Source organism: Rubrivivax sp. A210 (assembly GCF_904426505.1).
Lineage (GTDB): Bacteria > Pseudomonadota > Gammaproteobacteria > Burkholderiales > Burkholderiaceae_C > Rubrivivax.
This window is the reverse complement of record NZ_CAJGBN010000018.1, coordinates 22,182-45,697: the sequence shown is the minus strand read 5'-3', so window position 1 is coordinate 45,697 and position 23,516 is coordinate 22,182. Positions and strand designations below refer to the sequence as shown.

Sequence of the window (23,516 nt, the reverse complement as noted above, 5' to 3'; positions counted from 1 at the left end):
GGACCTCCTCCCACAACGCCCGGCACCGATCTGCCAGCCAGGCGTTGAGTTCGGTGAAGCTGCCGAACTTGACCTTGGCCGCGTCGATCCAGATGCGCCGGCGGCTGTCCTGCACGTTCTTCTCGACCACTCCCTTCTCCCACCCCGAGGCCACGTTGCAGAAGTCGGGGTCGACCAGGTAGTGCGCGCACATGGTGGCGAAGCGCTCGTTGACGATGCGGCCCTTGCCCTTCTTGACCTTGTCCACCGCCGTCTTCATGTTGTCGTAGATGCCCCGGCGGGCCACGCCGCCCAGCGCCGCGAACGAGCGCGTGTGGGCATCGAACAGCATCTCGTGGCCCTGGCTGGGGTAGGCCACCAGCCAGAAGGCGCGCGAGGCGCACAGCTTCATGTGCGCGACCTGCACCCGGTAGTAGATGCCGCCCACCACCAGGCCTTCCTCGCTCCAGTCGAACTGGTAGGCCTCGCCGAGCTCGAACGCCAGCGGGATGAAGGCGTTGACCGCAGCACCCTGGCCCTCGCCCTGGCGCCATGCTCGGATGAAGTCCGTCACCCGGGTGTAGCCACCGTCGTAGCCAGACGCCTTGATCTCGGCGTACAGCGCCTTGGCCGTGCGGCGCTCGTGCTTGGGTCGCCGCGCGTCGGCCTTCAGCGCCTGCTTGAGGGCTTCGTGGAAGACCGTGAGCTTGCCGGGCTGCTCACCGCGCCGGTACTTCGGCGGGCCATCGACTTCGCCGTGCAGCCACTTCGAAACCGTGTTGCGCGACAGCCCAGTCATGCGCGAGATCTCGCGCTCCGACTTGTTCTTCCGGCTATGCAAACGCCGGATCCTGCCAATCATGTCCATGGTGATCACTCCTCTCCCCTGCTGCACAAAAATGCAGCACGGTAGGTTGTTCACCTGGCTCAGTTTTGGGTCGGCATTACCCTCAAAATTGGCTCAGTTTTCGGTCGGCGCCAACACGAGGACTCCGTCACCTGGGTCAGCGTGGAGAAGAATCGCCTGCGTGAGCTGAAGTCTTTCGCGGCCCGGCGCACGGTTCCCATGCCCCACTTGCGCGCGCTGGAATTGCGCCTCCTGAAGCGGATGCTGGCCGACGCCAACCAGATCGCACGCGGCCATGAGGGCCCGCACTACCTCTTCGCTGATCCCCTTGAGCCGGGAGCCATGCTCGACGTCGGTCGAATCAAGCGCACCGTCAACGCCGAGATCAAGTGGGTGGCGGCGCAGGACCATCTGTCTATCCACCATCTACGCCATAGCTTCGCCACACGGTTGTCCTTCGAACTGGACACGCGGCTGCACATCGCGATCGGCACCTCTGGCCCGGTCAGGGCGTCCTGGGCAAAAGTCAATTGGGCCAAGTCGGCCGTCAGAACCAGGGCCGTCCTGGGTCTCGGAACTGATGCCACGAGGCTTTCTCGCCGTTCGGCCTGGGTGCTTTGCCGATTGCTCGGCCATGCCCATCCGCGAACAACCTTTGCCAGCTACGTGCACACGCTGAGCGATCTTGCGGAGCATCTGGCCTTTTCACCGGCGGTCGGCCGCTGGAAGGCGCCACGCCGAGGCGGAGGGCTGGATCTCGGAGTGCTGGCATTGGCGAGGACACCGGAACGGCATGAACGTCCTTCGGCACAGCCGTTGGAGGCCGAGCATGTGCTGTCGATGATCTGCGACCTGGACAGCGCAATCCCTCCGGGTCGGCTGCCCTCCCGGTATCCGATCAGCCTCGCCGGGGCAACGAGATTGGCCCGGCTACTTGCTGAGGCCGAGCGGCGCCTTGGCGCAGCCGATCAAGGGAGTCCAGTCGCTGAGGCTCGCGAGGACGAGGACAAGGCCTCGACCGCGGGTCCAGGCCGCTCGCGGCGGAAGGTCCCACTGGCGCGCTCCGGTCTGATGAACCACGTTCTCGAGTCTCACCTGCCGCGGCTGCGGCCTGTCCTTGCACTTTTCTACTCAGAGCGTTGCAGGGCAGAGCTTGCCGCCATCACGATCACCGAGGACGAGTTCGTCGGCATGTTCGGCTCGCGGCGCAATATCAGCATGGTTCGTGACCCGCAGTTTCGGCTTGTTGCCCACGCCATCTCGACCTTATCTGTCGCAGACAGCCGGCTGCGCCTTGCGATCCCACCGGATCTTCGCGTCGCAGTGGCCGAGCGTGCCATCTGCAGCGGCTGGCTTGTGCGCGGGCCGGATGGCGCCCTTTTTCCTGGGAGGCACGGGATGCGTCTGAGGCCAGAGATCAAGCCCGACGGGATCCTGCTCGACGATGAGCGTGTCCGTCACCGTGTCGTTCTCAGCCTTGACCATGGAGATGGTGCAAACGTCCAGACCCGCTGGGAGCTTGCCCTCATGTTGCTGTCAATTGCGCCCCTGCTCAACTTCGTTCGCCCCTCACTATGATGTTCCGGCAGGAAGAGCGCAGCCCTTTCGCGAGCCGAAAGAAGGCACCGATCTGTTGCGGTTGCGGCCAATGCGGTCGATCAGGGTCGATTGTTTAGAGAGCCACGGCGACATGCAGCGCCTTCTGAGCGGCACTACTTGAGGAATCCGTCCTCCCGGGACGCATTGAAGTCCGCCAGAGCGGCCAGTTCGAGTGTGTTGATCTCCTCCTTAAACTTGATAAGGGGGACCATCCCATCATCCTGAATCTTTCCGATGATGCGTGTAATGGTGCCGGCCAGAAAGTCGTCCGCTAACTCGGTTGGAATTGTCGACGGGGCGCACCAGCCGCCAAGCAGCCGCTCACGCAAGCGCCGAACCACCTCAGCCGACACGATCTGGTACACCGCAATGAACCATGTAGGCGAGTCGAACGACATGGCACCGAGGTCTGCAAGCGCGACCCGAACCTGCCTGCGCAGGTAGGCCAAGCTCTGGCGAGCGGCCCGTTGTTGCTCGCTCTCGGACCGAACGAGCAGAACGTTCAGCGTTTCCAACAGGGGCGCGCAGCCATCGCGGTGGGCGTTTATCAACCAGCCCGCCTTACTGGCGGCCTTGACAAGCCTTTGCAGCGAGTCCGAGCGGGCCTGCCTACCCTTGTGGTCAATCGTCTCCGTCACGGTGGACCAACGCAGCCAGTTGCGTCGCAGGGAAGCCGGGGAAAGGCCCATCTCGCCTCCTAGGCGCTCGAAAAGGTCCTTGGGAGCCAGCTCACTGGCCTTCTGAATGGAGGCCAGCAACCCCGGTATGAGATGGCCTACGTGCAACAGGTCAGCTTCGCGTCTGCTCATGGTTGGGCTCTGAATTGAGACACTTAGTGTACTGCAGTATGTGTCCACGTCAAAATAAACTTCTAAACGCCCTAAAGTCATCGACGCAACCGCCGAAGAAGCACACATACACGGACCACTCACTCCTCAGGATTCAACATGGACACTAAAGCACATCTGATCTACGACCATCATACGGTCGAGGCAGCACAGACCTCCTACGCAACGGCAACGTCGGTAACGCAGGCCGCGGCTGCGGTGTCCACGCCGGCCGTCTGCAGTGGGCATCAGGTCTTTCATGTGCTTTCCAGGTGCGTGTACGAGATGACCTGCCTGTCAAGCGGCGAGATGGACCTCAATACCCTCGAAACGAAGTTGCCCAAGGAATCAGCCGCAGCCACTGCCGGCATCGGCTATCTGTGCACGGGCCTTGGGCTGTCACCCCAGGACTTCGCAATCGGCTTCGCAATCGTCCCGACGCACACCACCTCGCACAGCGGGCCACGACGGGTCAATCTGGGGGTGTCCGTCAGCTTCATTAGTAGCCCAGCGGACTTGAACAGAGTCCTCGCCTACTACAAAGATGCAGTTCATCCTCATTGGAACGCCATTTTCGACAGCGTTCAGAACATCACCAAGCACGCATCATCACAAGCCAGTCTCGATCTGGATTCCCGGGCTCCCGCGGTTCCGTCGATGCCATCCGACGCCGAACTGCCATTGCCCGACCGCTGCCTTGAACCAGGGAGGACGACAGACGAAGCAGCAGAGGCTGACGAAACCACGAGAGCACAGCTAACCGCGGCAGCACAGCAGATCGCAGCAAAGGTACAAGGGAAGACACTAAATCTTCTAATTGCCAGCAATGAATGCACGCCCATCGAACGTACAGAGCTGGTTCAAAAGTCCCAACGCAAACCACAGCATCCTGAAGAGGAGCGGATTTACGGCCGTCTGAACTTGATCTGCAAAACTCCAGCGGTGATTCAGATTTTAGGAGTGTCGTCTCGGGACGAGAAACGCAAAAAGAAGCTCCACAAAGTGTCCTACAAGTTCACCACCGAGATGATCCTGAAACTCGCTAAGTGCCTCGTGGCACACGGCGACTCAGAGTTTGTCATCGACCAAACCACGTACAGCGATGCCACGGGGGCCTACCTGTACCGAGAACTCAAGGACTTCGAGTTACCACGCTTGTTGCCGACGGAGACGCGGACCGAAGATTCAATCGCCGCCGATCTGGAATCGACCGAATAGTTCACCGACGGGCACTCGCAAGTCCAAAGGGCAAGCTCGCACTAGGCAAAGGAACGAGGCACTGATCATGTACAGAATCACACAGAACGGCACTCGGACGTTGTTCGGGCGCAGCACGCTCCAGGAGACAGTGGTCCAGCGAATGCTCCGTGCAGCCACGCAGCCCATGGGATCTGTTACCTGCCTCTGCAAGGGTGAACCGGGCGCACCGCTACAAGTAAAGGAAGTGAATGGGAATATCTATCTTGCACGCAAGGATGGCACGGCGGGTCAGCATCTCAGTGGTTGCTTTCACTCCAGTAGCGCGGCGTTCGGCCAAGCCTTTGGGTTTGAACCGGGCACGGTAACGGAGGTAAAAGGAAAGTTCGAAATCAACTTACGCAGCCTGCTTGAAGACCCAAAGTCGAGCGGCGGTACTGGCAGAAATGGAAGCACGCGGCGCCACCCGCCAGCCCTTCTCTCCCTGCTCTGGCTGATCCTCGTCCGATCGGGGCTGAACGTGTTCCACACCAGCTTGTGCCATCGAAATGAGTGGCAAGAGTTTCAGTTTGGGGCCAGCGACATCGTGCTGGTAAGTGGCTCGGACCGGATTCCACTGAACAGCCTGCTGCTACTTCCAGAATCGACGTCCTCAACTCAATTCGCGACCAATCGCGAAAGGCTGCAGGCGGCACTCATTCGCGACGGACGCATCTTCTTCGCAGCAATCTTCCCGAATGAATCCAGATTCAGTGCCAGCAAGAACAAGTTCATCAATGTGATGCCGGGCGGTCGGCCGCCAGTCCTTATCGAGAAGGACGAACTCCCTAGTCACATGCGCAGATATCGCGAGGAAGAGAAGCGTTGGAAGAACGGCTGCAATCTCCTAATGCTGGCAACAGGCAAGGCAGCCAAGGCTCGCAACCCCGGGACCGGAGAGCCCGAAATCGTAATCCTCCAGAAGATGGCCTTCCTGCCAGTTGATTTGACACTGGCGCCAGTACCAACGTCTTCTCTGGAGCAAGAGCTAAGTCGATGCAGAAAGCGGGACGAATTGTACGCAGTCGGACCCGAACACGACAAGCATCTCGCAGTCGGCCGGAAGAGTTGAATAGCGCGAATTAGAGCTGAGATTCAGTTCAATGACGAATAGCTGTCAGGCCAATTCCTACTGTCAACTAGTCTCAGGACAACTCTGTCCAGCCCTCTCACGCTGCGCTTTCAGCGGCGTCATCCCAATGGTCCCGAATCAGGAATGGAGTCTCAAATGAATACCACTACCGGAGAACTGCTTCAAGTGCAGGGTCAGTCATGGCTGTGTGGCGACTACCACGAGCATCGTGAGGCACTTTGCCAGCACTGGGAGCAGCTTCAGCGCGAGGACGACGGGGAAGGAGACGCAACCCATGTCGCGGCAAACTGGCTCGTCCTGAGCCAGGGCCTGTCCGGAGGGTCGTCGGCCTCACTCGGAATTCTGCGTTGCGCTGAGCCGGTACTGCGCAGATCGCATCCGAGGCCGAGCGTCGCGCTAGGGCTCAATCTGCTTATGCAAGCGAGCCTGAGTCTCGGGCCAGTCCAGCAGGACCTGCCCCGCGCGCGTGAGGGACTCGATCTCCTCCTATCCGCCGACAAGATCAACAGCCTCGACGCCGAACTGGGCGCCGAGTTGCTCGCCACGCTTCTGCTGGGCAGCGGCCAGGCACTCGAGGCGATGCGGACACTGGACTTGATGCTGCCGCTCCATCTTGGAACGCTGTTCGTCGAGATGCCTCCGGCCATCGTCAACTACCTGGACATGAGGGCAAATGTGCTCAGGTCAATCGAGACCAGCAGCAAGGACCTGGCGTGCTACCGAACTTGGCCGATTGCGAACGCTGAGGAAGCTGGCGAGGATGCGATCGAAGCCACCTTTGCGCGCGCGGCCACGCTGAGGAAGGCCGGCCGACAGGCTGAGGCCGACCACGAGATCCGGTTGTGCATGGAGTTTTCCTTCGCACAGCGGGGCACGACCTCGAAGGAGTTGCGCTCCGTGGTCTCCTACTTCCGCAAGACTCTGGCCGACGATCGCAAAGCCGGACGGATTCCTCGAAAGCCAGGTGCTAACCGGCAAGTACAGGCTCTTCAGCGGCAACGGCTTCTGCTACAGGAAAAGTTTCAATGAACTGCATCGGGACGGTGCAGATCCATGCCCAGCCTGCATCAAGGATCCTCCAGGACAAGGAGCTGCTGTTTCCAGAGGGCAGCCTTGGAGATCGCCAGCCGCGCGTGTCGTCGCAGGGGCCCGGCGACAGGGGGTCGCCGCCATGGATACCTCATCCACCCGACGCAATCCGGTCCCCGGCACTGGAGCTGGGACGGCATTGCGTCAAGAGACATCTTTTCTCTCCCCTGGCCCCCAATCAAAGGACATGAATGATGGAAGCGATCACTGGCGAAATGCTCATCTCGAAGCCCGGTTCGTGGCTTAGCGCCGACTACAAGGTCTTTCACAATGAGCTGCTGGTGCGCTGGCTGACTCAGCAGGACAGCTTCGGTGCTGATAGCGACGAGGCCCACATCGCAGCATGCTGGTTCGTCCTGAGTCATGGTCTGGCTAGTCCACCGCGGGAGGCGCTGGGCCTGCTGCAATGGGCAGAGCCCGCGCTGCGCCGTGGCGGTGAGACGCAGCGCGTCGGCCTCGGACTCAATCTTGCCCTTCAGGCGCGCCTGCGCGAGGGTTCGACGTTCACCCAACGTCAGTGCTCGGCCGAGGCCGTGGCATTGCTCTGCCACGACAGTGCCGTAAACAGCGCAGACGCCGCGATGACGCTCGAGTTGCTGGCTCGTGGCCAGCTCAAGGAAGGCAAGCCCCTGGAGGCCATGCAGGCGCTCGAGAAGCTTCTTCACCTTCATCTCGGTCGACTGTTGGTCAGCAGGCCGCTGGTGGTAGCAAGCCACGTGGAACTGAGGGCTGATGTTCTGCATGTCCTCGAAACTCAAGACAAGGACGAGGACCTCCAGGCCTACAGGAGCTGGCCCATCGCGGTCCCGGAAGCGACAGACAGCAATCCCATCGAAGACTCGTACCTCCGAGCATGCACGCACCACAAGGCAGGTCGAATGGCGGACTTCGACCGCGAGATGCGAAGCTGTGTCGAGTGCGCTTTCGGGCACCGGAAACTAACGTCCGAAGACCTGCGAAGGCTCGCGCGCGGCTTGCGCGACTCCCCACTTGCCTCGAAGGCACAACTGCCAAGCGCACATCGTCCACGCGAGTCCCGGGCCGAAAGAAGGCGCAAGCGGCACTGAGCACCGAGAATTCCTTCGGAGCTTGTCCTTTCGCGGAGATGTGCAGACGACTTGGACAGCCACGCGCCAGGCCTGCAAGATCATTGCGTGGGCCTGGCGGCCGGCCAGCTCCGTTGGCTATTGGAGCGTCTCCCGCTGCGCCCTTGGAGTCAATTTCCATAGGCAAAAGATTCATGACATTGGACAAGCTCACCTGAAAGGCGAAAAATCATGAGAAAGAGCAAGAAGGCTACGCGCTTCGCGAGGAATCCACTGTCGCGTTACATGCGGACGGCGGTAAAGGCCGTTGAGAAGTTCGACAGCGGGGCCCCGGGACTGCTGCAGGACATCATGGAGTTGTTCTCGCACAATCCATCTACAGATCGTGAATACACTGAGGAAGAGGGCAGTCGTGCTGGCAGTGCCAGCGCCGACCTGTGCTACGCCGTGGAACGATGGTTTCCTGCCGAAGCGGCTTGGTTCGGCGACCAGGACTTCGACGATCAGGTGGCTATTCTGGACAAGTCAATGTACTTCATCACGCGCGTGGCGCGGCGGCGCCTGTGCGCGACGACTGCGGCGGCGCGAAGCGGCCAATCAGAGCTCAGTCCGGCCACGTTGGCGAGTTGGTGGCAGCACCGCACGGATGAGCCTCTCTGTTGAACTGGCGATGCCCCCAGATAGCTACGGCCAACCGTGGAATCTTCGATGAGCAGAACGGAACATTGTTAGCGGGGCGGCCCACCTGGCTAACCAAGGTCAATTGGATGCGATGACGATGGCGCACTCGAAGTTGACCACGGGCGATGCGCGATTGCGCCACCGGCTACCATCGCGAAATGCCTGCCGCCACCCACCTCGGCGTCGACGCCACCATCGCGCTATTGGACGCCAGCCGCGCCCAGGTCGATGCCCGACGCCAGGCCGCCGACATGCTCACAGTCACCGAAGCAGCCGCCCTTGGCGGCACCACAGAGGCGGTCCTGCGCCGATGGATTGCCACCGGGCGGTGCTTAGGCCTTGCCAGCGCCACCGACCGCCAGGACTTCGCGGTGCCGCGCTGGCAGTTCCAGGCCGACATCTGGCGCGCCTTGCTGAAGCTGCCATCCGCGCTCAACACCACGAGCGGTTGGGAGTTGCTCAGCTTCCTTGAGTCACCTACCGGCGCCCTCAGCGGCCGCACACCACGCTCCGCCATCGAACAAGGTGAAGTTGACCGCGTGCTGGTCATCGCCGCGTATGACAAGTAGGTCTGGCGCCGCACCGCACGGCAGTTCCAGTGTCCGCCCAGGTCACCGCCTTCAAGTTAGGGGGACGGCAGCAGTCGCTCGACCTGGCCCGCTCCGATGCGGTCGTTCACTTTCGGCGGTCCCGGCCATAACCGGCCCCTCGTGGTGCGCTCAGAATTTCCCCCACTGTGCTGCCTTGGATGACCGGTTTACGGCGGCCAACTTGAACTCCGCTTTGGCTCGTCCCGGCCATCACCAGACATTCAATACATTGCCGGGAAGCTGCCGTTCGCATCCATCGGGCATGTCTTCTAGCGCCATTTTTGGTCCCCCCTGGAGCCATTCGAAAGCGCCCCCGAATCGGTCTGCACGATGAGAACGACACGTGCGCGGGCATTGTCGGCAACGACACCTGACCAGCCGGGAGGATTCACTGGCTTGAACCGGCAAATGTAGTACCACCGCAAGTGCCGCGCAGGCCGTGCCGGAGTACTCGCCGCAGCGGCCGTCCTCACATCTATGGGTGAGGACCGACTCACCCGCATGAGTGATTGCGATTCACCGCGGCGTGCGATTCGCTCTTCGTGCCACGCCGTCACTATCGACCCCATCGTTCGAAGACTTCGGGCGAACCGCCACCGCAGCCGGCCGCCCGAGCCGGCGCGGCGCCTCGAAACGCAGTACGGAGACACGGCATGGCCCTCTACGAGTACCGATGCGACACGGACGGCACTTTTGATATCCATCGACCGATCGGCACCGCGCCTGAGTCGGTCGCCTGTGCCGCCTGCGGAGCGACTTCGCGGCGCGTAATCTCGGCGCCGATGGTGATGACGTCGAACCGCAGCGCTTGGTCGGCGGCGATCGCGCACGCCGAGAAGAGCCGCTACGAGCCCGAGGTGGTGAGTTCCCTGCCTTCTGCCGGCCCCGGCCGCCGCATCACGACGGCACAGATGACGCCGGCGCTGCGCAGCCTTCCACGGCCGTGACCCACGCGGCTCGCGCGCCGCGGAGGCGGGGCGCGGAATTGGTGGGTTTCCAAGAGCGATCGCACACAGGTTCCGGGACTCCGGAATGGTCAGCAACTGACGGACGAAAGGTCACGACATGCCCAAGAATCTATTTCCCCTGGACAACACCAAGAAGTTCAAGGACCAGAAGCTGGTCGGCCACAACCGCTGGCACCCGGACATTCCCGCCGCGGTGACCATCAAGCCCGGCGAGGTCTTCCGCGCCGACTGCCGCGAGTGGTTCGACGGTGCGATCAAGAATGACGACTCGGCCGACGACATCCGCCATGCGCCGCTGCCGGGCGTGCACGTGCTGTCCGGGCCCTTCTACGTCGAGGGCGCCGAGCCCGGCGACCTGCTGATCGTCGACATCCTGGAGATCGACGCATGCGACCAGGAGGACTCGGGGCCGCTCTCGGGCCAGGGTTGGGGCTACACCGGCGTGTTCGCGAAGTCCAACGGCGGCGGCTTCCTGACCGACCGCTTCCCAGACGCCTACAAGGTGATCTGGGACTTCCGCGGCGACATCGCGACCTCGCGCCACATCCCCGAAGTGTCGTACACCGGCATCCACCACCCGGGCCTGATGGGCACGGCGCCATCGGCCGATTTGCTGGCGCGCTGGACCGCGCGCGAGACCGCGCTCATCGCCACCGATCCGTTGCGGGTGCCGCCACTGGCGCTGCCGCCGCTTCCCGACAGCGCGATCCTCGGCTCGCTGAAGGGAGCCGAGTTCGAGCGGGTCGCGCGCGAGGCGGCGCGCACCGCGCCGCCGCGAGAAAACGGCGGCAACCAGGACATCAAGAATCTCACGGCCGGCAGCCGCATCTTCTATCCGGTGTTTGTGCCAGGTGCCAAGCTGTCGTTCGGGGACCTGCACTTCTCGCAGGGCGACGGCGAGATCACGTTCTGCGGCGCGATCGAGATGGGTGGGTTCATGGACCTGCACGTCGATCTCATCAAGGGCGGCATGGCCAAGTACGGCATGAAGGAGAACGCGATCTTCATGCCGGGCAATCGCGACCCGCAGTATTCCGAGTGGATCGCCTTCTCGGGCGTCTCGGTGGACAGCAGCGGCAAGCAGCACTACCTGGACTCGTGGCTGGCCTACGCGAACGCCTGCAACCACGCGATCGACTACCTGATGAAGTTCGGCTACACCGACATCCAGGCCTACATGATCCTGGGCACGGCACCGGTCGAAGGCCGGCTGTCGGGCGTGGTCGACATCCCGAACGCGTGTTCGACGATCTACATTCCGCGCGCCATCTTTGACTTCGACGTTCGCCCATCGGCGAAGGGCGCGCCGCACCAGGTCAAGCAGGGGCTTCAGGTGCCAAGGTCACCGAACTGACGGCGTGCTGCGCAGGTGCCCAGCCGCCCACGGGCGGCTGACAGATCCGCCGGAGGTTCTGCGCCGGTTCGCAATGGACCGGCGCCGGCCATCGGCTCCGAACGACACACTGAGGGGATACGCCATGCTGGGGCTTGTTCTGTTTTTCGTCGGCGCCGTGCTGTGCCTCAACGGCCTCTGGCTGCTGGGCCGCATCGGCGACAACGAGATTTCGATCATCAACTACCTCGTCGGCGGCATCACGCTGCTGGCCTGTCTGTTCCTCGCCTTCGGGCCCGGCGCAGATGCCGGATCAATCAAGGCCGCGGCGCTGACTTTGCTGTTCACCTTCACCTACCTCTGGGTGGCGGCCAATCGGACGAACGGCGCCGACGGTCGTGGGCTCGGCTGGTTCAGCCTGTTTGTCGCCATCACGGCGGTGCCGGTGACGCTGCAGACGCTGGCTGGCGCCAACACCACCTGGGGCTACTGGTTCGCGATTTGCTGGGCGGCCTGGGCGTTTCTTTGGTTCCTCTTCTTCGTCCTGCTGGCGCTGAAGAAGCCGATCGCCAAGTTCGTCGGCGGCGTCACGCTGGCCGAGGGCGTGTTCACCGGGTGGCTGCCCGGCTACCTGCTGCTGAACGGGCTGCTGCAGTAGCTTGCGACCTCACCGCAGCAAACCAGGAGTCAAGTCCGATGCCCCTGTACGACTATCGATGCTCCGACTGCGGTGATTTCCGTGAGATCCGGCCGATGGCCGAGTCCACTTCTGAGCGACCGTGTCCGGTCTGCGGCACGCCGGCGCCACGATCGCTGTCCGCGCCGTTCCTGGGGGGCGCCGCGCCCGGCGGCTGGTTGCGGCCCTCGGCGTCGAACGGGCAGCGCGTGCCGTGGCGCGCGGCGTGCGGGTTGGGCTGCTCGCACGCGCACTGAAGGCCCGCCCGCGTGGCCTCGCACGAGCAGTGCAATCGGATGCTAGTGCGAGGCCCGCCTGCCGTGGCGCAGGAAGTCGACCACATCAGCCGGCGCGCACGCCGGCGCCAGTGCGTCGCCCTGGCCGATGTCGCAGCCCTCCCACTTGAAGAACTGCGCTTCGGCATCCGTGGAAACGCCGTCGGCAACGGAGATGATGCTCAGTGTCTGTGACAGTGCGATCAGCGAGCGCGCGAGTGCCATGCGTTCGGGGGCATGGACGACGCCGCGAACGAACAGGCGGTGGATCTTCAGCCGGTCAGGAACGAGGTGGTTCAGGCGCTGCAGCGAGATCGTCTGCGCGCCGAAGTCCACCAGCGTCAGGCTGACACCGGCGGCGCGCACGGCGGCCACGGCTTCGCGAATGCCGACCGTCTCGCCAAGCAGCGCGGCTTCGCTGACAAGCAGGTCCAGCGTGCCGGGAGGCAGTCCAGACGCGCGCGTCGACCTCAGCACCGCGTCGAGCGTGGCGCAGTCGCCAAGCGCCTCGCCGACAAGCGGTATCGACACTGTCAGCGGCCGGCCCTGGCCACCCTGCCAGGCGCGACCCCAGAAGCAGGCCTGCCCGAGCATGAACTCAACGATGCGCATACGGGTCGCTCCGTCGGACCAGGCAGCGCCGACGCGTGCCGCAGGCAGCAGGCCCAGCGATGTCTTCCAGTGCGGCACCAGTTCGATGCCGATTGCCTGGTTGGAGGCCAGGGCCACCTCCGGTTGCGCCTGCATCAGCACGGCGTCGCGCTCGTCCAGACCGGCAAGCTCGGCGGCCAGGGCCAGGCGCGCCGGTTCGTGCGGCGGCGGAGCCGCGGCCCGACCGGCGAGGCCTGAATGCCCCCGCAACGAGCGCGCGTTGCGGTAGCCGCGCAGCGCCGAGATGACGATCGAGTGCAGGCGCTGCGCCGTGATCTCGGTCTTCAGGAAGTAGCCGTTGATCTCATAGCGACTCATGATGTCGCCCTCGGGCGCAACGCCGGGCTGGCCGGTGCGCAGCACGATCTGCATGTCGATGTCGCGCCGCTGCACGCGGATGTGCTGGACCAATGCGATGCCGGCATCGTCGGTCTCCATCACGACGTCGAGCAGGGCCAGCGCGATGTCGGCGTGGCGCGCCAGCAGGTCGCGCGCCTGTGCGGCCGAGTCGGCGCTCAGCAGTTCGACTTCGCGGCCCTCGAAAGAGAGGCCGGCGAGGATCAGGCGTGACATCTCGTGCACGGCCGGCTCGTCGTCGACGAGCAGCACGCGCCAGCGCGCGGGGTCGGTGGGTGAACGCGCGTCAGTGTTCATCGGATTGGGTCCTGGGCAACGCCCCGAGCATGCGCCTGACGTTCGCCGATCGCCGGGCGACGCGGGGAAAGTAGGCGACGAAGCGCACGCCGCGTCCGGGTTCGCTCTCCAGCGCGATGGTGCCACCGAGCTGCCGCGTCACGATCTGGTTGACGATGTACAGGCCCAGGCCGCTGCCGCCCGCCCCACGACGCGTCGTGAAGAAGGGCTCGAAGACGCGCGCCTGCAGTGCGGGTTCTATGCCACGGCCGTCGTCGATGAGTTCCAACCGCACCTCGTCGTCGTCACCGACGTGCGCATGCACGGTGATGCAGCCGCCCGGGCGCTCGGCATCGAACGCGTGTTGCGTCGAATTGATGGCCAGATTCGTCACCACCTGCGCCAGCGCGACCGGGTAGCTCTCCAGCTCGATGCCCGGCGCGATGTCGATGCGCACTTCGGCGCCCGCCTCCTCCAGGCGCGGCCGAAGATCGCGCAGCGTGTCCTCGACCAGCGCGCGCAGGTCGAAGCGGCGTCGCGCTTCGCTGATACGGTCCACCGCCAGCTGCTTGAAGTTCAGCACCAGCTGCGCCACGCGCGTCGCGTTGGAGAGCAGCAGGCGCGCCGATTCGGCGGCATCGCGCAGGTAGGTCTCCAACGCCGGCGCATCGAAGCGGCCTGCCTTTTGAAGTGATTGAGCTGCCGCGGTTCGGTCGCTCAGGTACGACGCGGTGCTGACCGAGATGCCGACCGGCGTGTTGAGCTCGTGCGCGACGCCTGCGACCAGGCCGCCCAGCGACGCGAGCTTCTCGGTCTCGACCAGGCTGGCGCGCGTGCGTTCCAGATGCTGCATCGATTCGAGCAACTCACGTTTGGACTGCTCCTGGCTCTCGTGCGACAGCACGATCCACCAGATGCCGAGCGACGCGACGACCAGCGTCGCGACGTACAGGCGCGTCATCACGTGCACCAGGCTCGCGCGATTCGTCACGTCGTGCAGGTCCATGAAGCGATAGGTCAGCAGGAACGCGGCGCCGAGCAGGGCCGCGGTGACGCTGAGCAGGCCCAGGAAGCGGCCAAGGCGGCGCAGCACGTGCGGCTGGAAGCGCAAGACGCCATCGGCGGCCGCAGCGCTGGCCGCCCCTGTCGACGCCGGCTGCTTGCAGTAGTCGTGGCAGTGCAACTCCAGCCCGCAGCACAGCGAGCAAAGCGGCCCGCTGTAGAACGGGCAGTGCGTCATGTCGGGCGCCTCGTACTCGCGTTCGCAGATGCAGCACTCGACGAGCGACGGTACCGGTCGGTCGCGATAGTGCTCGTCGCGCCGAGCGATGTAGTAGCGCCCGCGCGTCGCGTAAGCGATCGCGATGGCAGAAACGAACGACACGCCGAGGGCAATGAAACCGAAGAACGCGCGGCCTGCGGCGCCGAAGACGCCGGCGTAGGCCAGCAGCGCGACCACTGCGGCAATCACTGTGCCACCGCAGCCAACCGGGTTGAAGTTGTAGAGATGGCCGCGCTTGAATTCGATGTATCGCGGGCTTATACCGGTTCGCTTGAGCACGACGAGGTCGGCGACGAGGGCACCGATCCAAGCGATCGCCACCGAGGAGTACACCGAGAGGACTGCCTCGAGCGTCTCGAAGATGCCCATCAGCGACAGCAGAAGCGCGATGACCACGTTGAACACCAGCCAGACGACGCGTCCAGGATGGTAGTGCGCCAGACGGACGAAGCAGTTCGACCAAGCAAGCGAGCCGCTGTAGGCGTTCGTCACGTTGATCTTGACCTGCGACACCGTGACAAAAATGGCCGCCAGCGCGACGGCCAGCACCGGGTCGCCCACCACCTGCTGGTAGGCATGCACGAACATGTGCACCGGCTCGACGGCCTGCGCCGCGCTGCTGCCCATGCGAAGAGCCAGGACAGCCAGCAGGCTGCCCGCGGCCACCTTCAGCGCCCCAATGACGATCCAGCCCGGTCCTGCCGTGAGCATTGCCGTCCACCAGGCGCGGCGATTGGTGGTGGTGCGGTCGGGCAGGAAGCGCAGGTAGTCGGCCTGCTCGCCGATCTGCGCCACCAGCGAGAAGAGCACGCCCGATGCGGCGCCGACCATCAGCAGATTGATGCCGCCGCTGTTGCCGTCGAGCCCGGCATAGGCCGTCCAGGCCGTCAGCAGCGCAGGGTCCTTGACGAGGATGAAGCCGAAAGGTGCGACCAGCATCACCACCCAGATCGGCTGCGTCCATGCCTGCAGCTTGTTGATCGAGGTGACGCCGAAGAACACCAACGGGATGATGACGAGCGAACACAGCAGGTAGCCCACTGGCAGGCTGAGGCCGAATGCGAGTTGCAGCGCCTGCGCCCAAATCGCCGTCTCGATGGCGAAGAATATGAATGTGAAGGTCGCGTAGATCAGCGATGTGATCGTCGAGCCGATGTAGCCGAAGCCCGCACCGCGAGTCAGCAGGTCGATGTCGACGTTGGCAACGCTGCACCAATACGCGATCGGAAAGCTAACGACGAAGATGACGATCGAGACGACGACGATCGCCAGCATCGCGTTCTGGAAGCCGTAGCTCAGCGTGATGCTGGCGCCGATGGCCTCCAGCGCCAAGAACGAGATGCCCCCGATGGCGGTATTGGCCACGGTGGCGGGTGACCAGCGCCGGTACGAGCTTGCGGCGTAGCGCAGCGCATAGTCTTCGAGCGACTCCTTGGCAACCCACGACTGGTACTCGCGCTTGACTCGCAGCATTGCCCGCGCCACTCCTGTCGACGTGCATTTACCGGAATTGGCAAGCGTATCCCAACCGGCGCGCCGGATGTCCCCCTGTTTGACCGCATGGCGGCCGGGGCCTGGGGTGGTCAATCGCCAATTGACAGGCCGTCGGCGACAGTGAGAATTCGCAGGATTCCTCAGGCGCTGACGCAGTGTCTGGGACGCCGGATCTGCCCGCGCCGCTCAGGCGGCGGCCGACGCGGGCTCGGGACACGAGCGAAGCAAAATCCATGGCGAGGTTGAACACCGGTTCCGAAGGCATGCCTGCGACGGCGTCGCTGGTGCGTGCCATCCATGCTGCGGCCGTGAACGTGGGCGATTGGCCAGAGGTCTTGGAGCGCATGCGTGCGCATCTGGACGCTCGCGTTGTCACGCTCGGCCGGCACGAGTTCGTCACCGGCGCCGATTCATTGATGTTCGAATCGCCCGGCAACCGTGCATTCAGCGGCGGCATGGCCGAGTTCTCGGCGCGCAACCCCTGGTTCCTGTCCAGCGAGGACTACGTGCCGAGCCGCGTGATGACCGGTGACGAACTGATCAGCCATGCCGATCTGCGCCGCACCGACTTCTATCGTGGGTTCCTGCAGCCGCGCGGCCTGCTGCATCTGCTGTGCGGCGTGGTGGACCGGCGCCCGCACTGTGCACACGTGCTCGCCGCGTACCGCGCCGAAACGCAGGCGCCGTTCGACGCACGCGAAAAGGCCGAGTTGGTGGGCCTGCTCGACCACGTCACGTTGTCGCTGCAGAGCCAGTGGCGGTGGCAGGAGGCGCACGACCTGGCGCAGGCTCTGCTGGGTCTGTCCGACCATGACGCGAACCCGACCATCCTCGTCACCGCCGACGGCGAGCCGATCTACAGCAATCCGGCGGCGCGGCTGCTGCTGGAGCGCCACCAGGGCCTGCAGCTTGACGGTGCGCGCCTGGTGGCGGCCAGTCCGGGCGAACGGCGGCTGCTCAGCGAAACGATCGCCCGCGTGGCGCGCGACGACACCTCGAAAGATTGCGTCGTACCAGAGGTTTTGACGCTGGCGAACGCGCCACCGCAACCGCCGGTGGTGGTGGTGGTCCGGGCTGCCGGCCAGGCCTTCTGCCGGCAGGTCGGAGCAAGCCGTGGCCTGGTGATGCTGGCAGTGCGCGGCAGCCACTCGGGCCACAACCCGGCGACCTGCGTGTTCGCGCGCCAGTATGAGCTCACGGCGGCGCAGTCGAAGGTGAGCGCGCTCGTCTTCGCGGGCCAATCTCTGTCGACGATCGCGCAGTCGCTGAACCTGTCGGAAAACACGGTGCGCAGCCATCTGAAGCAGATCTTCCAGAAGACCGACACCCACGGGCAGATGGAGCTCGTTCATCTGCACGCGCGCGTGTGCCCGACGCTGCCGTAGCGGCGGCGCGAAAGTGGCGGCTCGACGATCTCACCGTTGCGGGTGAAGCGGTTCTCGCCCGGATGGGTGAGGCACCATGACCCGAGAAGGTGAGTGCGGCTCACCCGGCACTCTGCCCCCTGCCTGCTGCGCGCCGGTGAGCTGGCGTGCCCGTACGAGGGGATTCGCCCCCGCTGCGCGCTGCCTACGATCCGACATGCCGTTGCCGCCACGGCGGTCGGCCATCCTGGGTCGGCAGCGCGGCCGCCGCACCCACGGCAAACGTCCGTGACGGCTCCTGGAGGAGGGAACCCGCCATGACTGGCATCGATGTCGTACTCACCGCCTGTTTGCTGGCCAACGCTGCCGGTCTCGGCGCCGCCGCCTTCGTGCTGTTGCGGCCGCGAGCGCAGCCGACCGGCCCACGCCTGCTCAGCTTCGCGATGGGCGTGCTCGTCGGCACTGTGCTCCTGGACCTGCTGCCGCACCTGTGGGAAGCGACGGGCAGCTTCGTCACGCTCACAGCGTTGTTCGCCGTCGCCCTGCTGGGCAGCTGGTGGCTCGACCGCGTCTGCCCCTGCGTTGGGCATCCACACGCCGGCAGGTCAGGCTCGGCCGGCCATGCTGCGCAAGATGCGCCGGTGGCGCCGGCACGGCGCGGTGTGCTGCTCTGGGTCGGTGACTTTGTGCACAGCGTCGTCGACGGCGCCGTCATTGGTGGCGCGCTGGCGTTGGGGGTGGTGCCCGGCAGCGTCGCCACGATGGCGGTGGCGATCCACGAGGTGCCGCGCCGCATCGCCGTCGTGACGCTGCTTGTGCGGGCGGGTCACCATCCGCTGCGCGCGTTGCTGATCACTTTGGGCACCGGAACCGGCACCTTGGTCGGCGGCGCGCTCGTGTGGTGGTGGGCCCCTGCGGTGTCGCTGCTGATGCCTGTCGCGCTGGCGGTGGCGGCGGCGGCCATGTTCTACGTTGCGCTCGCTCATTCGCCGAGCCTGTTCGGCGCTGCGTGGCGGCAGCGCCTTGCGGTCGAGCGTGCGTTGCCCTTTTCAGCGGGCCTGCTGCTGATCCACCTCTCGCACCACGTGCATGAACTGCTTGGCTAGCGGCGCATAACCGACGGTGCCTTTCTGGGCGGCTTCGTCCGGTCCGGGCTACCGGCACCCCTGCGCAGGGGTGTAGCGAGCGTCAGCTTACCGCGCGGGTGGTCGTCGCCAATGGGTCGACCACTGCCGACCGCGGACGTCGGCTGTCCGGCACCTCAACTTGGGGGTCAGCTTTCCGGCGGTGAGATCGCTCACCCTGCTGTCGCCGGCCGACCCATACCAGCCCATCGACGCACTCCGAAGCTGCCGGATGACCGGTCCGGATCTTTCACGTTCCGCATCTACGAAGCCGCCGTTCGTGGCCAGTAGCCACAAGCAGCACGGCCGTGACCTGCAGTTCGATCCAAAAGTAGCCGACGATGAATGCGGGGCTGGTGTGAAGGTGGGTGGCACGAAGCTCGCCCCAGGTCAGCAGTCCGAAGGCCAAGGCCAGCACGGCCCAGACAAGCGCCCGGCGATCCAGGGGCCACTCGATGCACGTCACGAGGTGCTCTGGGCGGGGCGGAAGGTGTGCAACTGGTCCTTGCGCAGGCGGTGCACGCCGAAAAACAGGCCGCCGGCCGAGGCTGGCTGTGAGGGATCGCCATCGATGCGCACCAGCACCTTTTCGGCGTCCTCCTCGATCAGCTCGGCACCGCGCGCCAGCAACAACGTGGGCGCCACCAGGCCGGCTGCACGGTTGCCCACGAGGTGGAGGCTGCCTACATCCACCCTCGTGGTGTTGCCGCGCAGGTCGCCGCGCGCCGCGCGTTCGACAAGGCCGCGCAACACTGCCGAGCCTTCACGCATCTCGGTCAGCAAGGTCTGCAGCAGCTCGGGCGTGACGCGATGGAAGCTTGCACTGTCGTAGCTGCTGCGCAGGTGCACGGTGTAGCGGCCCGTCCAGTCGCCCCGGCTGAGCTGATGAACCAGCGCGATGCGGTAACGGTCGTCCACGCAGGCCTGCAGAAAAGCGAAAGGCTGCAGCAGAAGGGCATCGGCCGCTTCGCTGAGCAGCGCCGAACCCTGCCAGGCCTGCTGCGCCAGCGCGTAGGGGTCGATGCTGACGAGTTGGGCGGCCTCGGAGGCGGCTTCGCTGCGGTCCATCGCACCAGCGATGGCGCCGGCCAGGAAAGGCACGGGCACCAGCATACCGGCGGCTGATTCGCCGGGCAGCAACACCAGTTGTTCCTGGGGCAGCACCTGGGCCCCGCCGGGCAGCACGGCGGGCAGGCTGCGCTGCAGTCGAATGCCTGGGCGAGCCCGCTCAGGATCCAGCGCGGTGCTGCGCCGAGTGTGGGCGCAGCCGGTCAGCAGCACGCCCGCAGAAGCCATGGTGATGAAATGACGACGCTTCAAGTGGACCCCCTTTGTCAAAATGGCGTGGCTGGCAGTCTGTCATGGCCACTCCGTGGCGTGAACCGTGCAGCGGCCTGGGTAAGCTTGCACAAGGTCAACGAAGGGTAGGCACCTTGCGAACGAATCGAATGAAGGGCTTGACCGAGCTTTGTCGCTGCACGGCGGCATCGTGCGCGCTGCGCGTTCTGACCTTGTTGTTCTTGTTGGCGGCCGCCTGGCCTGCGCTGGGCCAGCCAAAGGCTGTTGGGGCGAGCACTGCTGACAGTACCAGCGCGCCCGCGGTACAGGCTTACCTGAACCACCGCCCGGTGACGGCATTCCGTTCGGACGAATTGGCCGGCACCGCCACGGAGAGGGCGGCGCTGGCGCAGCAGGCCATGGCCGAAGCGCTGGCGGCTGGCGGCCCCGGGGTGGTCACCCGCGTGGACGCGGGCAACGCGGTGCGCTTCGACATCGACGGCCGGCCGGTCTTCTTCATCACGACGAGCGACGTGGCCGCCGCCCGCGGCACCGGCGCCTTGTCGGCCGTGGCCCACCAGGTGCAGCAGCGCCTGCAGCTCGCCGTGGCCGAGCACCACGAGATGCGCGACCCGCGCAAGTTCGGCATCGGCCTGGCTTATGCGCTGGCCGCCACCGCCGTGGCCTGGGCCCTTCTCTGGCTGCTGCTGCGGGGCCAGCGATGGGTGCGCGCGAAACTGCTGGGGGCGGTGCAGGGCATGTGGGCGCCCTACCTGCAGCACGCCCGCTCTGGCCTGCGCTGGGCCACGGCGGCGCTGGCCTGGGCGCTGGGCCTGCTGCTGGCCGAACTTTGGCTGACCTTCGTGCTGCGCCAATTCGCCTACACCCGCCCCTGGGGTGAACGCTCGACGACCTGGCTGCTGGAGGTGGCCGACAGCTTCTTCGCTGCCATCGCCGGCGCCATTCCGGGCCTGACGGTCGCCGTGCTCATCTTCGTGCTGGCGCGCTTGGCCACGCGGGCCACCGCCGCGTTCCTCGAACGGGTGGCGAAAGGCGAAGCCCACCTGGGCTGGCTGGACGCAGACACCGCCATGCCCACCCGCCGCCTGGTCAACGTGGTGATATGGCTCTTTGCGCTGGCCATGGCCTACCCCTACCTGCCCGGCTCGGGCAGCGACGCGTTCAAGGGCGTGAGCGTGCTCGCCGGCCTGATGCTGTCGCTGGGGGCTTCCGGCGTGGTGGGGCAGGCGATGTCGGGCTTGTCGCTCATGTACTCGCGTTCGCTGCGCGTGGGCGAGTACGTGAAGATCGGCGAGACCGAAGGCACCGTCGTCGAACTGGGCCTGTTCGCCACCCGCATCCACACCGGCATGGGCGAAGAGGTCAGCCTGCCCAACACCGTGATCTTCAGCCAGCCGGTGCGCAACTTCTCGCGCCTGGTGCAGGGCGGGCGCTTCGTGCTGCACACGGCCGTCACCATCGGCTACAGCACCCCGTGGCGCCAGGTGCACGCCATGCTGCTGGAAGCGGCGCGCCGCACCCCCGGTGTGGCGCTGGAGCCGCCGCCCTCCGTGGTGCAGACGGCGCTGTCGGATTTCTACGTCGAGTACCGGCTGTGTGCGCAGAGCACGCAGGCTGCAGCCCAGCGCCGGGCTGCAGCCATGAGCGCGCTGCACGGCAACGTGCTGGACGTGTTCAATGAGAACGGCGTGCAGATCATGTCGCCACATTACCGCAGCGACCCGGCCGAAGCTCAGGTGGTGCGGCCGGGCGATGCCTGGGCAGCGCGCGCGCCCCAGCCTCCGCTCAAACCCGACACTTGAGGCCGGCCATATCGGCGTGGAGGGCCTCAGCGGAAGCCTTCCGTGGACGTTGCCCAATGGCGGGCGCGATCGAGCAGCCATCCGCTCTCGCGCTGCATCTCGAGCCAGGCGTTCAGGAAGGCCAGAAAGTCGGGATCCCCCTTGCGCACCGCCATGCCGGCCGAAGTGCGGGCCAGCGGCTCGGGTGAAGGCAGGAACCAGCGTCGCGGCGCCGACGCCACCACGGCATCGGCCGCCAGCGTGGCCACGACCGCCGCGTGGGCCCGGCCTTCGGTGACAACGAGCAGTGGGTCGTCATCGACCGGCGTCACGGTTGCCCTCGGAAAGCGCGCCTTGGCCACGGCCTGCTGCGCCGGGTCGGTGGAGACTGCGATCTTCACACCCGGCTGGTTGAGGGCGTCCAGGCTGCGGCGTTGCGCCGCCAGCGGCCGGCTGGCGATCAGGTACATGCCTTCGCTGGCCGTCGGCTGTGTGAAGTTGGCCACCAACGCCCGCGGCACGTTCATCCACAGCCCGGTGATGATGACGTCGGTTCGGTCGTCCAGCAGGTGCGGGATGACCTCGGTCCACCAGGACTCGACGAACTCGATGCGCACGCCCAGGTCGGCGGCGAGGCGGCGTGCGACGTCGATGCTGAAGCCGACATAGTTGTTGCTGCGGTCCTGCATCACCATCGGCGCCACCTGGACCACGCCCACGCGCAGCACGCCGCGCTGGCGCACGGTGGCCAGGGTGTCCACCGCAGGGGGGCGCAGGATCGGAGCCACGGTGTCGGCCGGTAGCACCCGCTTCACGGCTTGAGGGTCGGCCCAGGCCGACACCGGCATGTCACCGGGGGCCTGCCCCCACGCCGCCGTGGCGCCCAGAAGGCCCAGCACCAGGGCCCATGTCAGCGCCCACCCGCCCGCGCGCGCAAAGCGAGGGAAGGCATGTGTATGGTTCATCTGCATGGTCAGTACCCACTGGCGATACGGTTGAAGGTGACACGGTGTGCGTCGTCGCGTTCATCGATGGCGACGAAGCCGCTGCCCTGGCGTTCGATGCGGAAGACCTGCCGGCCGGCCTCCAGTCGTGCGCCCTGCAGATGGCCTGTGATGTCGTGATCGCCTGCACGGCCGCTGACCTGACCGCCCGGCAGGATGCGCAGGCTGACTCGCACACCTTCGCGCGCGTCGTCGCCGGCGAAGGAGCCCACGGCCCAGCTCTCGACCTCGACTGCCTCGGCCTTGTGCCGGCTGGCGGCGATGGCTGCCAGTGCAGCCAGGCCGACGACCGCGCCCGCCACCGCCGCCTTGTTGTTGTGGCCGTGACGGCCGACGCGGAAGGTGGCTGAGCAGCCCTTGTCCACCCAAACGCCACGATCGTCGTATCCCCAAGAGCGACCCTCGCGGCACGAGGACAAGGAGTGGCGATCGATCAGTTCCACACGGCCGTCAGTGTCTACGCGGCAGTAGTTGTGACCCTGGCCGCGGCTGTCGCAGCGGACTTCCTTTTGCGCAGCGCCGGCCGGCACGCAGCCAGCGGCCAGCGCCAGAGCAGCCAGTACGGCCACGAATTGTTGGCGTCTCGGCTTGGGCATGGTCATGGTTCTCCTCATGGGGCGTGAACGCTTCGGGTGCGCAGGTCAG

General features: G+C 65.4%; 22 protein-coding genes. 14 read left to right on the top strand and 8 right to left on the bottom strand.

Translation table 11 applies throughout. From position 1 onward, the window contains the following. On the bottom strand, positions 1-847 hold an 847-nt coding region (gene istA / locus JMV16_RS13200; RefSeq protein WP_201494749.1), incomplete at its 3' end, for an IS21 family transposase. 141 nt (positions 848-988) lie between these two features. Between istA and JMV16_RS13195 the strand changes: the two genes are divergently transcribed. Then, positions 989-2,404: a hypothetical protein gene (locus JMV16_RS13195; RefSeq protein ID WP_201494748.1), complete on the top strand. Its 1,416-nt coding sequence runs from the start codon at positions 989-991 to the stop codon at positions 2,402-2,404. 134 nt (positions 2,405-2,538) lie between these two features. Here the strand turns inward: JMV16_RS13195 and JMV16_RS13190 are convergent, their stop codons facing one another. Next, positions 2,539-3,234 (bottom strand): hypothetical protein, encoded by a 696-nt coding sequence (locus tag JMV16_RS13190; RefSeq protein WP_201494747.1) that lies wholly within the window; start codon positions 3,232-3,234, stop codon positions 2,539-2,541. A 138-nt stretch (positions 3,235-3,372) separates the two neighbouring features. On the opposite strand from JMV16_RS13190, the gene JMV16_RS13185 reads away from it, so the two are divergent. The 10 genes from JMV16_RS13185 (at position 3,373) to JMV16_RS13140 (ending at position 12,221) form a co-directional block, all read left to right on the top strand. Next, positions 3,373-4,470: a hypothetical protein gene (locus tag JMV16_RS13185; RefSeq protein ID WP_201494746.1), complete on the top strand. Its 1,098-nt coding sequence runs from the start codon at positions 3,373-3,375 to the stop codon at positions 4,468-4,470. Positions 4,471-4,537: 67 nt separating this feature from the next. Beyond that, positions 4,538-5,560 carry a DUF1173 family protein gene (locus JMV16_RS13180; protein ID WP_201494745.1) on the top strand — a complete coding sequence of 341 codons (1,023 nt, stop codon included), beginning with the start codon at positions 4,538-4,540 and terminating at the stop codon, positions 5,558-5,560. A gap of 156 nt (positions 5,561-5,716) precedes the next feature. Further along, entirely contained in the window at positions 5,717-6,610 is an 894-nt protein-coding gene (locus JMV16_RS13175; RefSeq protein ID WP_201494744.1) for a hypothetical protein, read from the top strand. A 254-nt stretch (positions 6,611-6,864) separates the two neighbouring features. After that, on the top strand, positions 6,865-7,737 hold the full coding sequence (locus JMV16_RS13170; protein ID WP_201494743.1) for a hypothetical protein: 873 nt from the start codon (positions 6,865-6,867) through the stop codon (positions 7,735-7,737). Positions 7,738-7,947: 210 nt separating this feature from the next. Further along, complete coding sequence (locus JMV16_RS13165) at positions 7,948-8,379, top strand: hypothetical protein (RefSeq protein ID WP_201494742.1); 432 nt, start codon at positions 7,948-7,950, stop codon at positions 8,377-8,379. A gap of 176 nt (positions 8,380-8,555) precedes the next feature. Next, the gene (locus tag JMV16_RS13160) at positions 8,556-8,966 is read left to right on the top strand and encodes a hypothetical protein (RefSeq protein WP_201494741.1); all 411 of its coding nucleotides are present in this window, start codon (positions 8,556-8,558) and stop codon (positions 8,964-8,966) included. Between the two features lie 674 nt (positions 8,967-9,640). Then, entirely contained in the window at positions 9,641-9,934 is a 294-nt protein-coding gene (locus JMV16_RS13155) for an FmdB family zinc ribbon protein (protein ID WP_201494740.1), read from the top strand. A 118-nt stretch (positions 9,935-10,052) separates the two neighbouring features. Further along, positions 10,053-11,309, top strand: a complete 1,257-nt coding sequence (fmdA, locus tag JMV16_RS13150; RefSeq protein ID WP_201494739.1) for a formamidase — start codon at positions 10,053-10,055, stop codon at positions 11,307-11,309. Positions 11,310-11,433: 124 nt separating this feature from the next. Continuing rightward, on the top strand, positions 11,434-11,946 hold the full coding sequence (locus tag JMV16_RS13145; RefSeq protein ID WP_009550733.1) for an AmiS/UreI family transporter: 513 nt from the start codon (positions 11,434-11,436) through the stop codon (positions 11,944-11,946). Positions 11,947-11,984: 38 nt separating this feature from the next. Further along, positions 11,985-12,221 (top strand): FmdB family zinc ribbon protein, encoded by a 237-nt coding sequence (locus JMV16_RS13140; RefSeq protein WP_201494738.1) that lies wholly within the window; start codon positions 11,985-11,987, stop codon positions 12,219-12,221. A gap of 42 nt (positions 12,222-12,263) precedes the next feature. On the opposite strand, the gene JMV16_RS13135 is transcribed toward JMV16_RS13140, so the two are convergent. Both JMV16_RS13135 and JMV16_RS13130 read right to left on the bottom strand, forming a co-directional pair. Continuing rightward, a complete protein-coding gene (locus tag JMV16_RS13135) occupies positions 12,264-13,499 on the bottom strand; it encodes an EAL domain-containing protein (protein WP_236580506.1) in 1,236 nt (411 codons plus the stop codon). Between the two features lie 34 nt (positions 13,500-13,533). Continuing rightward, the gene (locus JMV16_RS13130) at positions 13,534-16,278 is read right to left on the bottom strand and encodes an ATP-binding protein (protein WP_236580505.1); all 2,745 of its coding nucleotides are present in this window, start codon (positions 16,276-16,278) and stop codon (positions 13,534-13,536) included. Positions 16,279-16,532: 254 nt separating this feature from the next. Here JMV16_RS13130 and JMV16_RS13125 point away from each other — a divergent pair, with 254 nt between their 5' ends. Both JMV16_RS13125 and JMV16_RS13120 read left to right on the top strand, forming a co-directional pair. Next, the gene (locus tag JMV16_RS13125; RefSeq protein WP_201494736.1) at positions 16,533-17,684 is read left to right on the top strand and encodes a helix-turn-helix transcriptional regulator; all 1,152 of its coding nucleotides are present in this window, start codon (positions 16,533-16,535) and stop codon (positions 17,682-17,684) included. A 296-nt stretch (positions 17,685-17,980) separates the two neighbouring features. Then, complete coding sequence (locus JMV16_RS13120; protein WP_201494735.1) at positions 17,981-18,769, top strand: ZIP family metal transporter; 789 nt, start codon at positions 17,981-17,983, stop codon at positions 18,767-18,769. Between the two features lie 268 nt (positions 18,770-19,037). On the opposite strand, the gene JMV16_RS13115 is transcribed toward JMV16_RS13120, so the two are convergent. Both JMV16_RS13115 and JMV16_RS13110 read right to left on the bottom strand, forming a co-directional pair. Next, complete coding sequence (locus tag JMV16_RS13115) at positions 19,038-19,253, bottom strand: hypothetical protein (RefSeq protein ID WP_201494734.1); 216 nt, start codon at positions 19,251-19,253, stop codon at positions 19,038-19,040. After that, the gene (locus JMV16_RS13110) at positions 19,250-20,107 is read right to left on the bottom strand and encodes a hypothetical protein (protein ID WP_201494733.1); all 858 of its coding nucleotides are present in this window, start codon (positions 20,105-20,107) and stop codon (positions 19,250-19,252) included. Before JMV16_RS13110 ends, JMV16_RS13115 begins: the two co-directional genes overlap by 4 nt. A 308-nt stretch (positions 20,108-20,415) precedes the next feature. Between JMV16_RS13110 and JMV16_RS13105 the strand changes: the two genes are divergently transcribed. Next, positions 20,416-21,888, top strand: a complete 1,473-nt coding sequence (locus tag JMV16_RS13105; RefSeq protein WP_201494732.1) for a mechanosensitive ion channel family protein — start codon at positions 20,416-20,418, stop codon at positions 21,886-21,888. A 26-nt stretch (positions 21,889-21,914) separates the two neighbouring features. On the opposite strand, the gene JMV16_RS13100 is transcribed toward JMV16_RS13105, so the two are convergent. Next, positions 21,915-22,832 (bottom strand): transporter substrate-binding domain-containing protein, encoded by a 918-nt coding sequence (locus JMV16_RS13100; RefSeq protein ID WP_201494731.1) that lies wholly within the window; start codon positions 22,830-22,832, stop codon positions 21,915-21,917. Between the two features lie 8 nt (positions 22,833-22,840). Next, complete coding sequence (locus JMV16_RS13095) at positions 22,841-23,473, bottom strand: DUF3011 domain-containing protein (RefSeq protein WP_201494730.1); 633 nt, start codon at positions 23,471-23,473, stop codon at positions 22,841-22,843. Positions 23,474-23,516 lie beyond the last annotated feature (43 nt).

What these genes read in the sequence shown, in the direction of transcription:
- JMV16_RS13190 (WP_201494747.1), bottom strand. Translation starts at nt 3,234, where the DNA reads ATGAGCAGACGCGAAGCTGACCTGTTGCACGTAGGCCATCTCATACCG.
- JMV16_RS13185 (WP_201494746.1), top strand. Translation starts at nt 3,373, where the DNA reads ATGGACACTAAAGCACATCTGATCTACGACCATCATACGGTCGAGGCA.
- JMV16_RS13180 (WP_201494745.1), top strand. Translation starts at nt 4,538, where the DNA reads ATGTACAGAATCACACAGAACGGCACTCGGACGTTGTTCGGGCGCAGC.
- JMV16_RS13175 (WP_201494744.1), top strand. Translation starts at nt 5,717, where the DNA reads ATGAATACCACTACCGGAGAACTGCTTCAAGTGCAGGGTCAGTCATGG.
- JMV16_RS13170 (WP_201494743.1), top strand. Translation starts at nt 6,865, where the DNA reads ATGGAAGCGATCACTGGCGAAATGCTCATCTCGAAGCCCGGTTCGTGG.
- JMV16_RS13165 (WP_201494742.1), top strand. Translation starts at nt 7,948, where the DNA reads ATGAGAAAGAGCAAGAAGGCTACGCGCTTCGCGAGGAATCCACTGTCG.
- JMV16_RS13160 (WP_201494741.1), top strand. Translation starts at nt 8,556, where the DNA reads ATGCCTGCCGCCACCCACCTCGGCGTCGACGCCACCATCGCGCTATTG.
- JMV16_RS13155 (WP_201494740.1), top strand. Translation starts at nt 9,641, where the DNA reads ATGGCCCTCTACGAGTACCGATGCGACACGGACGGCACTTTTGATATC.
- fmdA (WP_201494739.1), top strand. Translation starts at nt 10,053, where the DNA reads ATGCCCAAGAATCTATTTCCCCTGGACAACACCAAGAAGTTCAAGGAC.
- JMV16_RS13145 (WP_009550733.1), top strand. Translation starts at nt 11,434, where the DNA reads ATGCTGGGGCTTGTTCTGTTTTTCGTCGGCGCCGTGCTGTGCCTCAAC.
- JMV16_RS13140 (WP_201494738.1), top strand. Translation starts at nt 11,985, where the DNA reads ATGCCCCTGTACGACTATCGATGCTCCGACTGCGGTGATTTCCGTGAG.
- JMV16_RS13130 (WP_236580505.1), bottom strand. Translation starts at nt 16,278, where the DNA reads ATGCTGCGAGTCAAGCGCGAGTACCAGTCGTGGGTTGCCAAGGAGTCG.
- JMV16_RS13125 (WP_201494736.1), top strand. Translation starts at nt 16,533, where the DNA reads ATGGCGAGGTTGAACACCGGTTCCGAAGGCATGCCTGCGACGGCGTCG.
- JMV16_RS13120 (WP_201494735.1), top strand. Translation starts at nt 17,981, where the DNA reads ATGACTGGCATCGATGTCGTACTCACCGCCTGTTTGCTGGCCAACGCT.
- JMV16_RS13100 (WP_201494731.1), bottom strand. Translation starts at nt 22,832, where the DNA reads ATGAACCATACACATGCCTTCCCTCGCTTTGCGCGCGCGGGCGGGTGG.
- JMV16_RS13095 (WP_201494730.1), bottom strand. Translation starts at nt 23,473, where the DNA reads ATGACCATGCCCAAGCCGAGACGCCAACAATTCGTGGCCGTACTGGCT.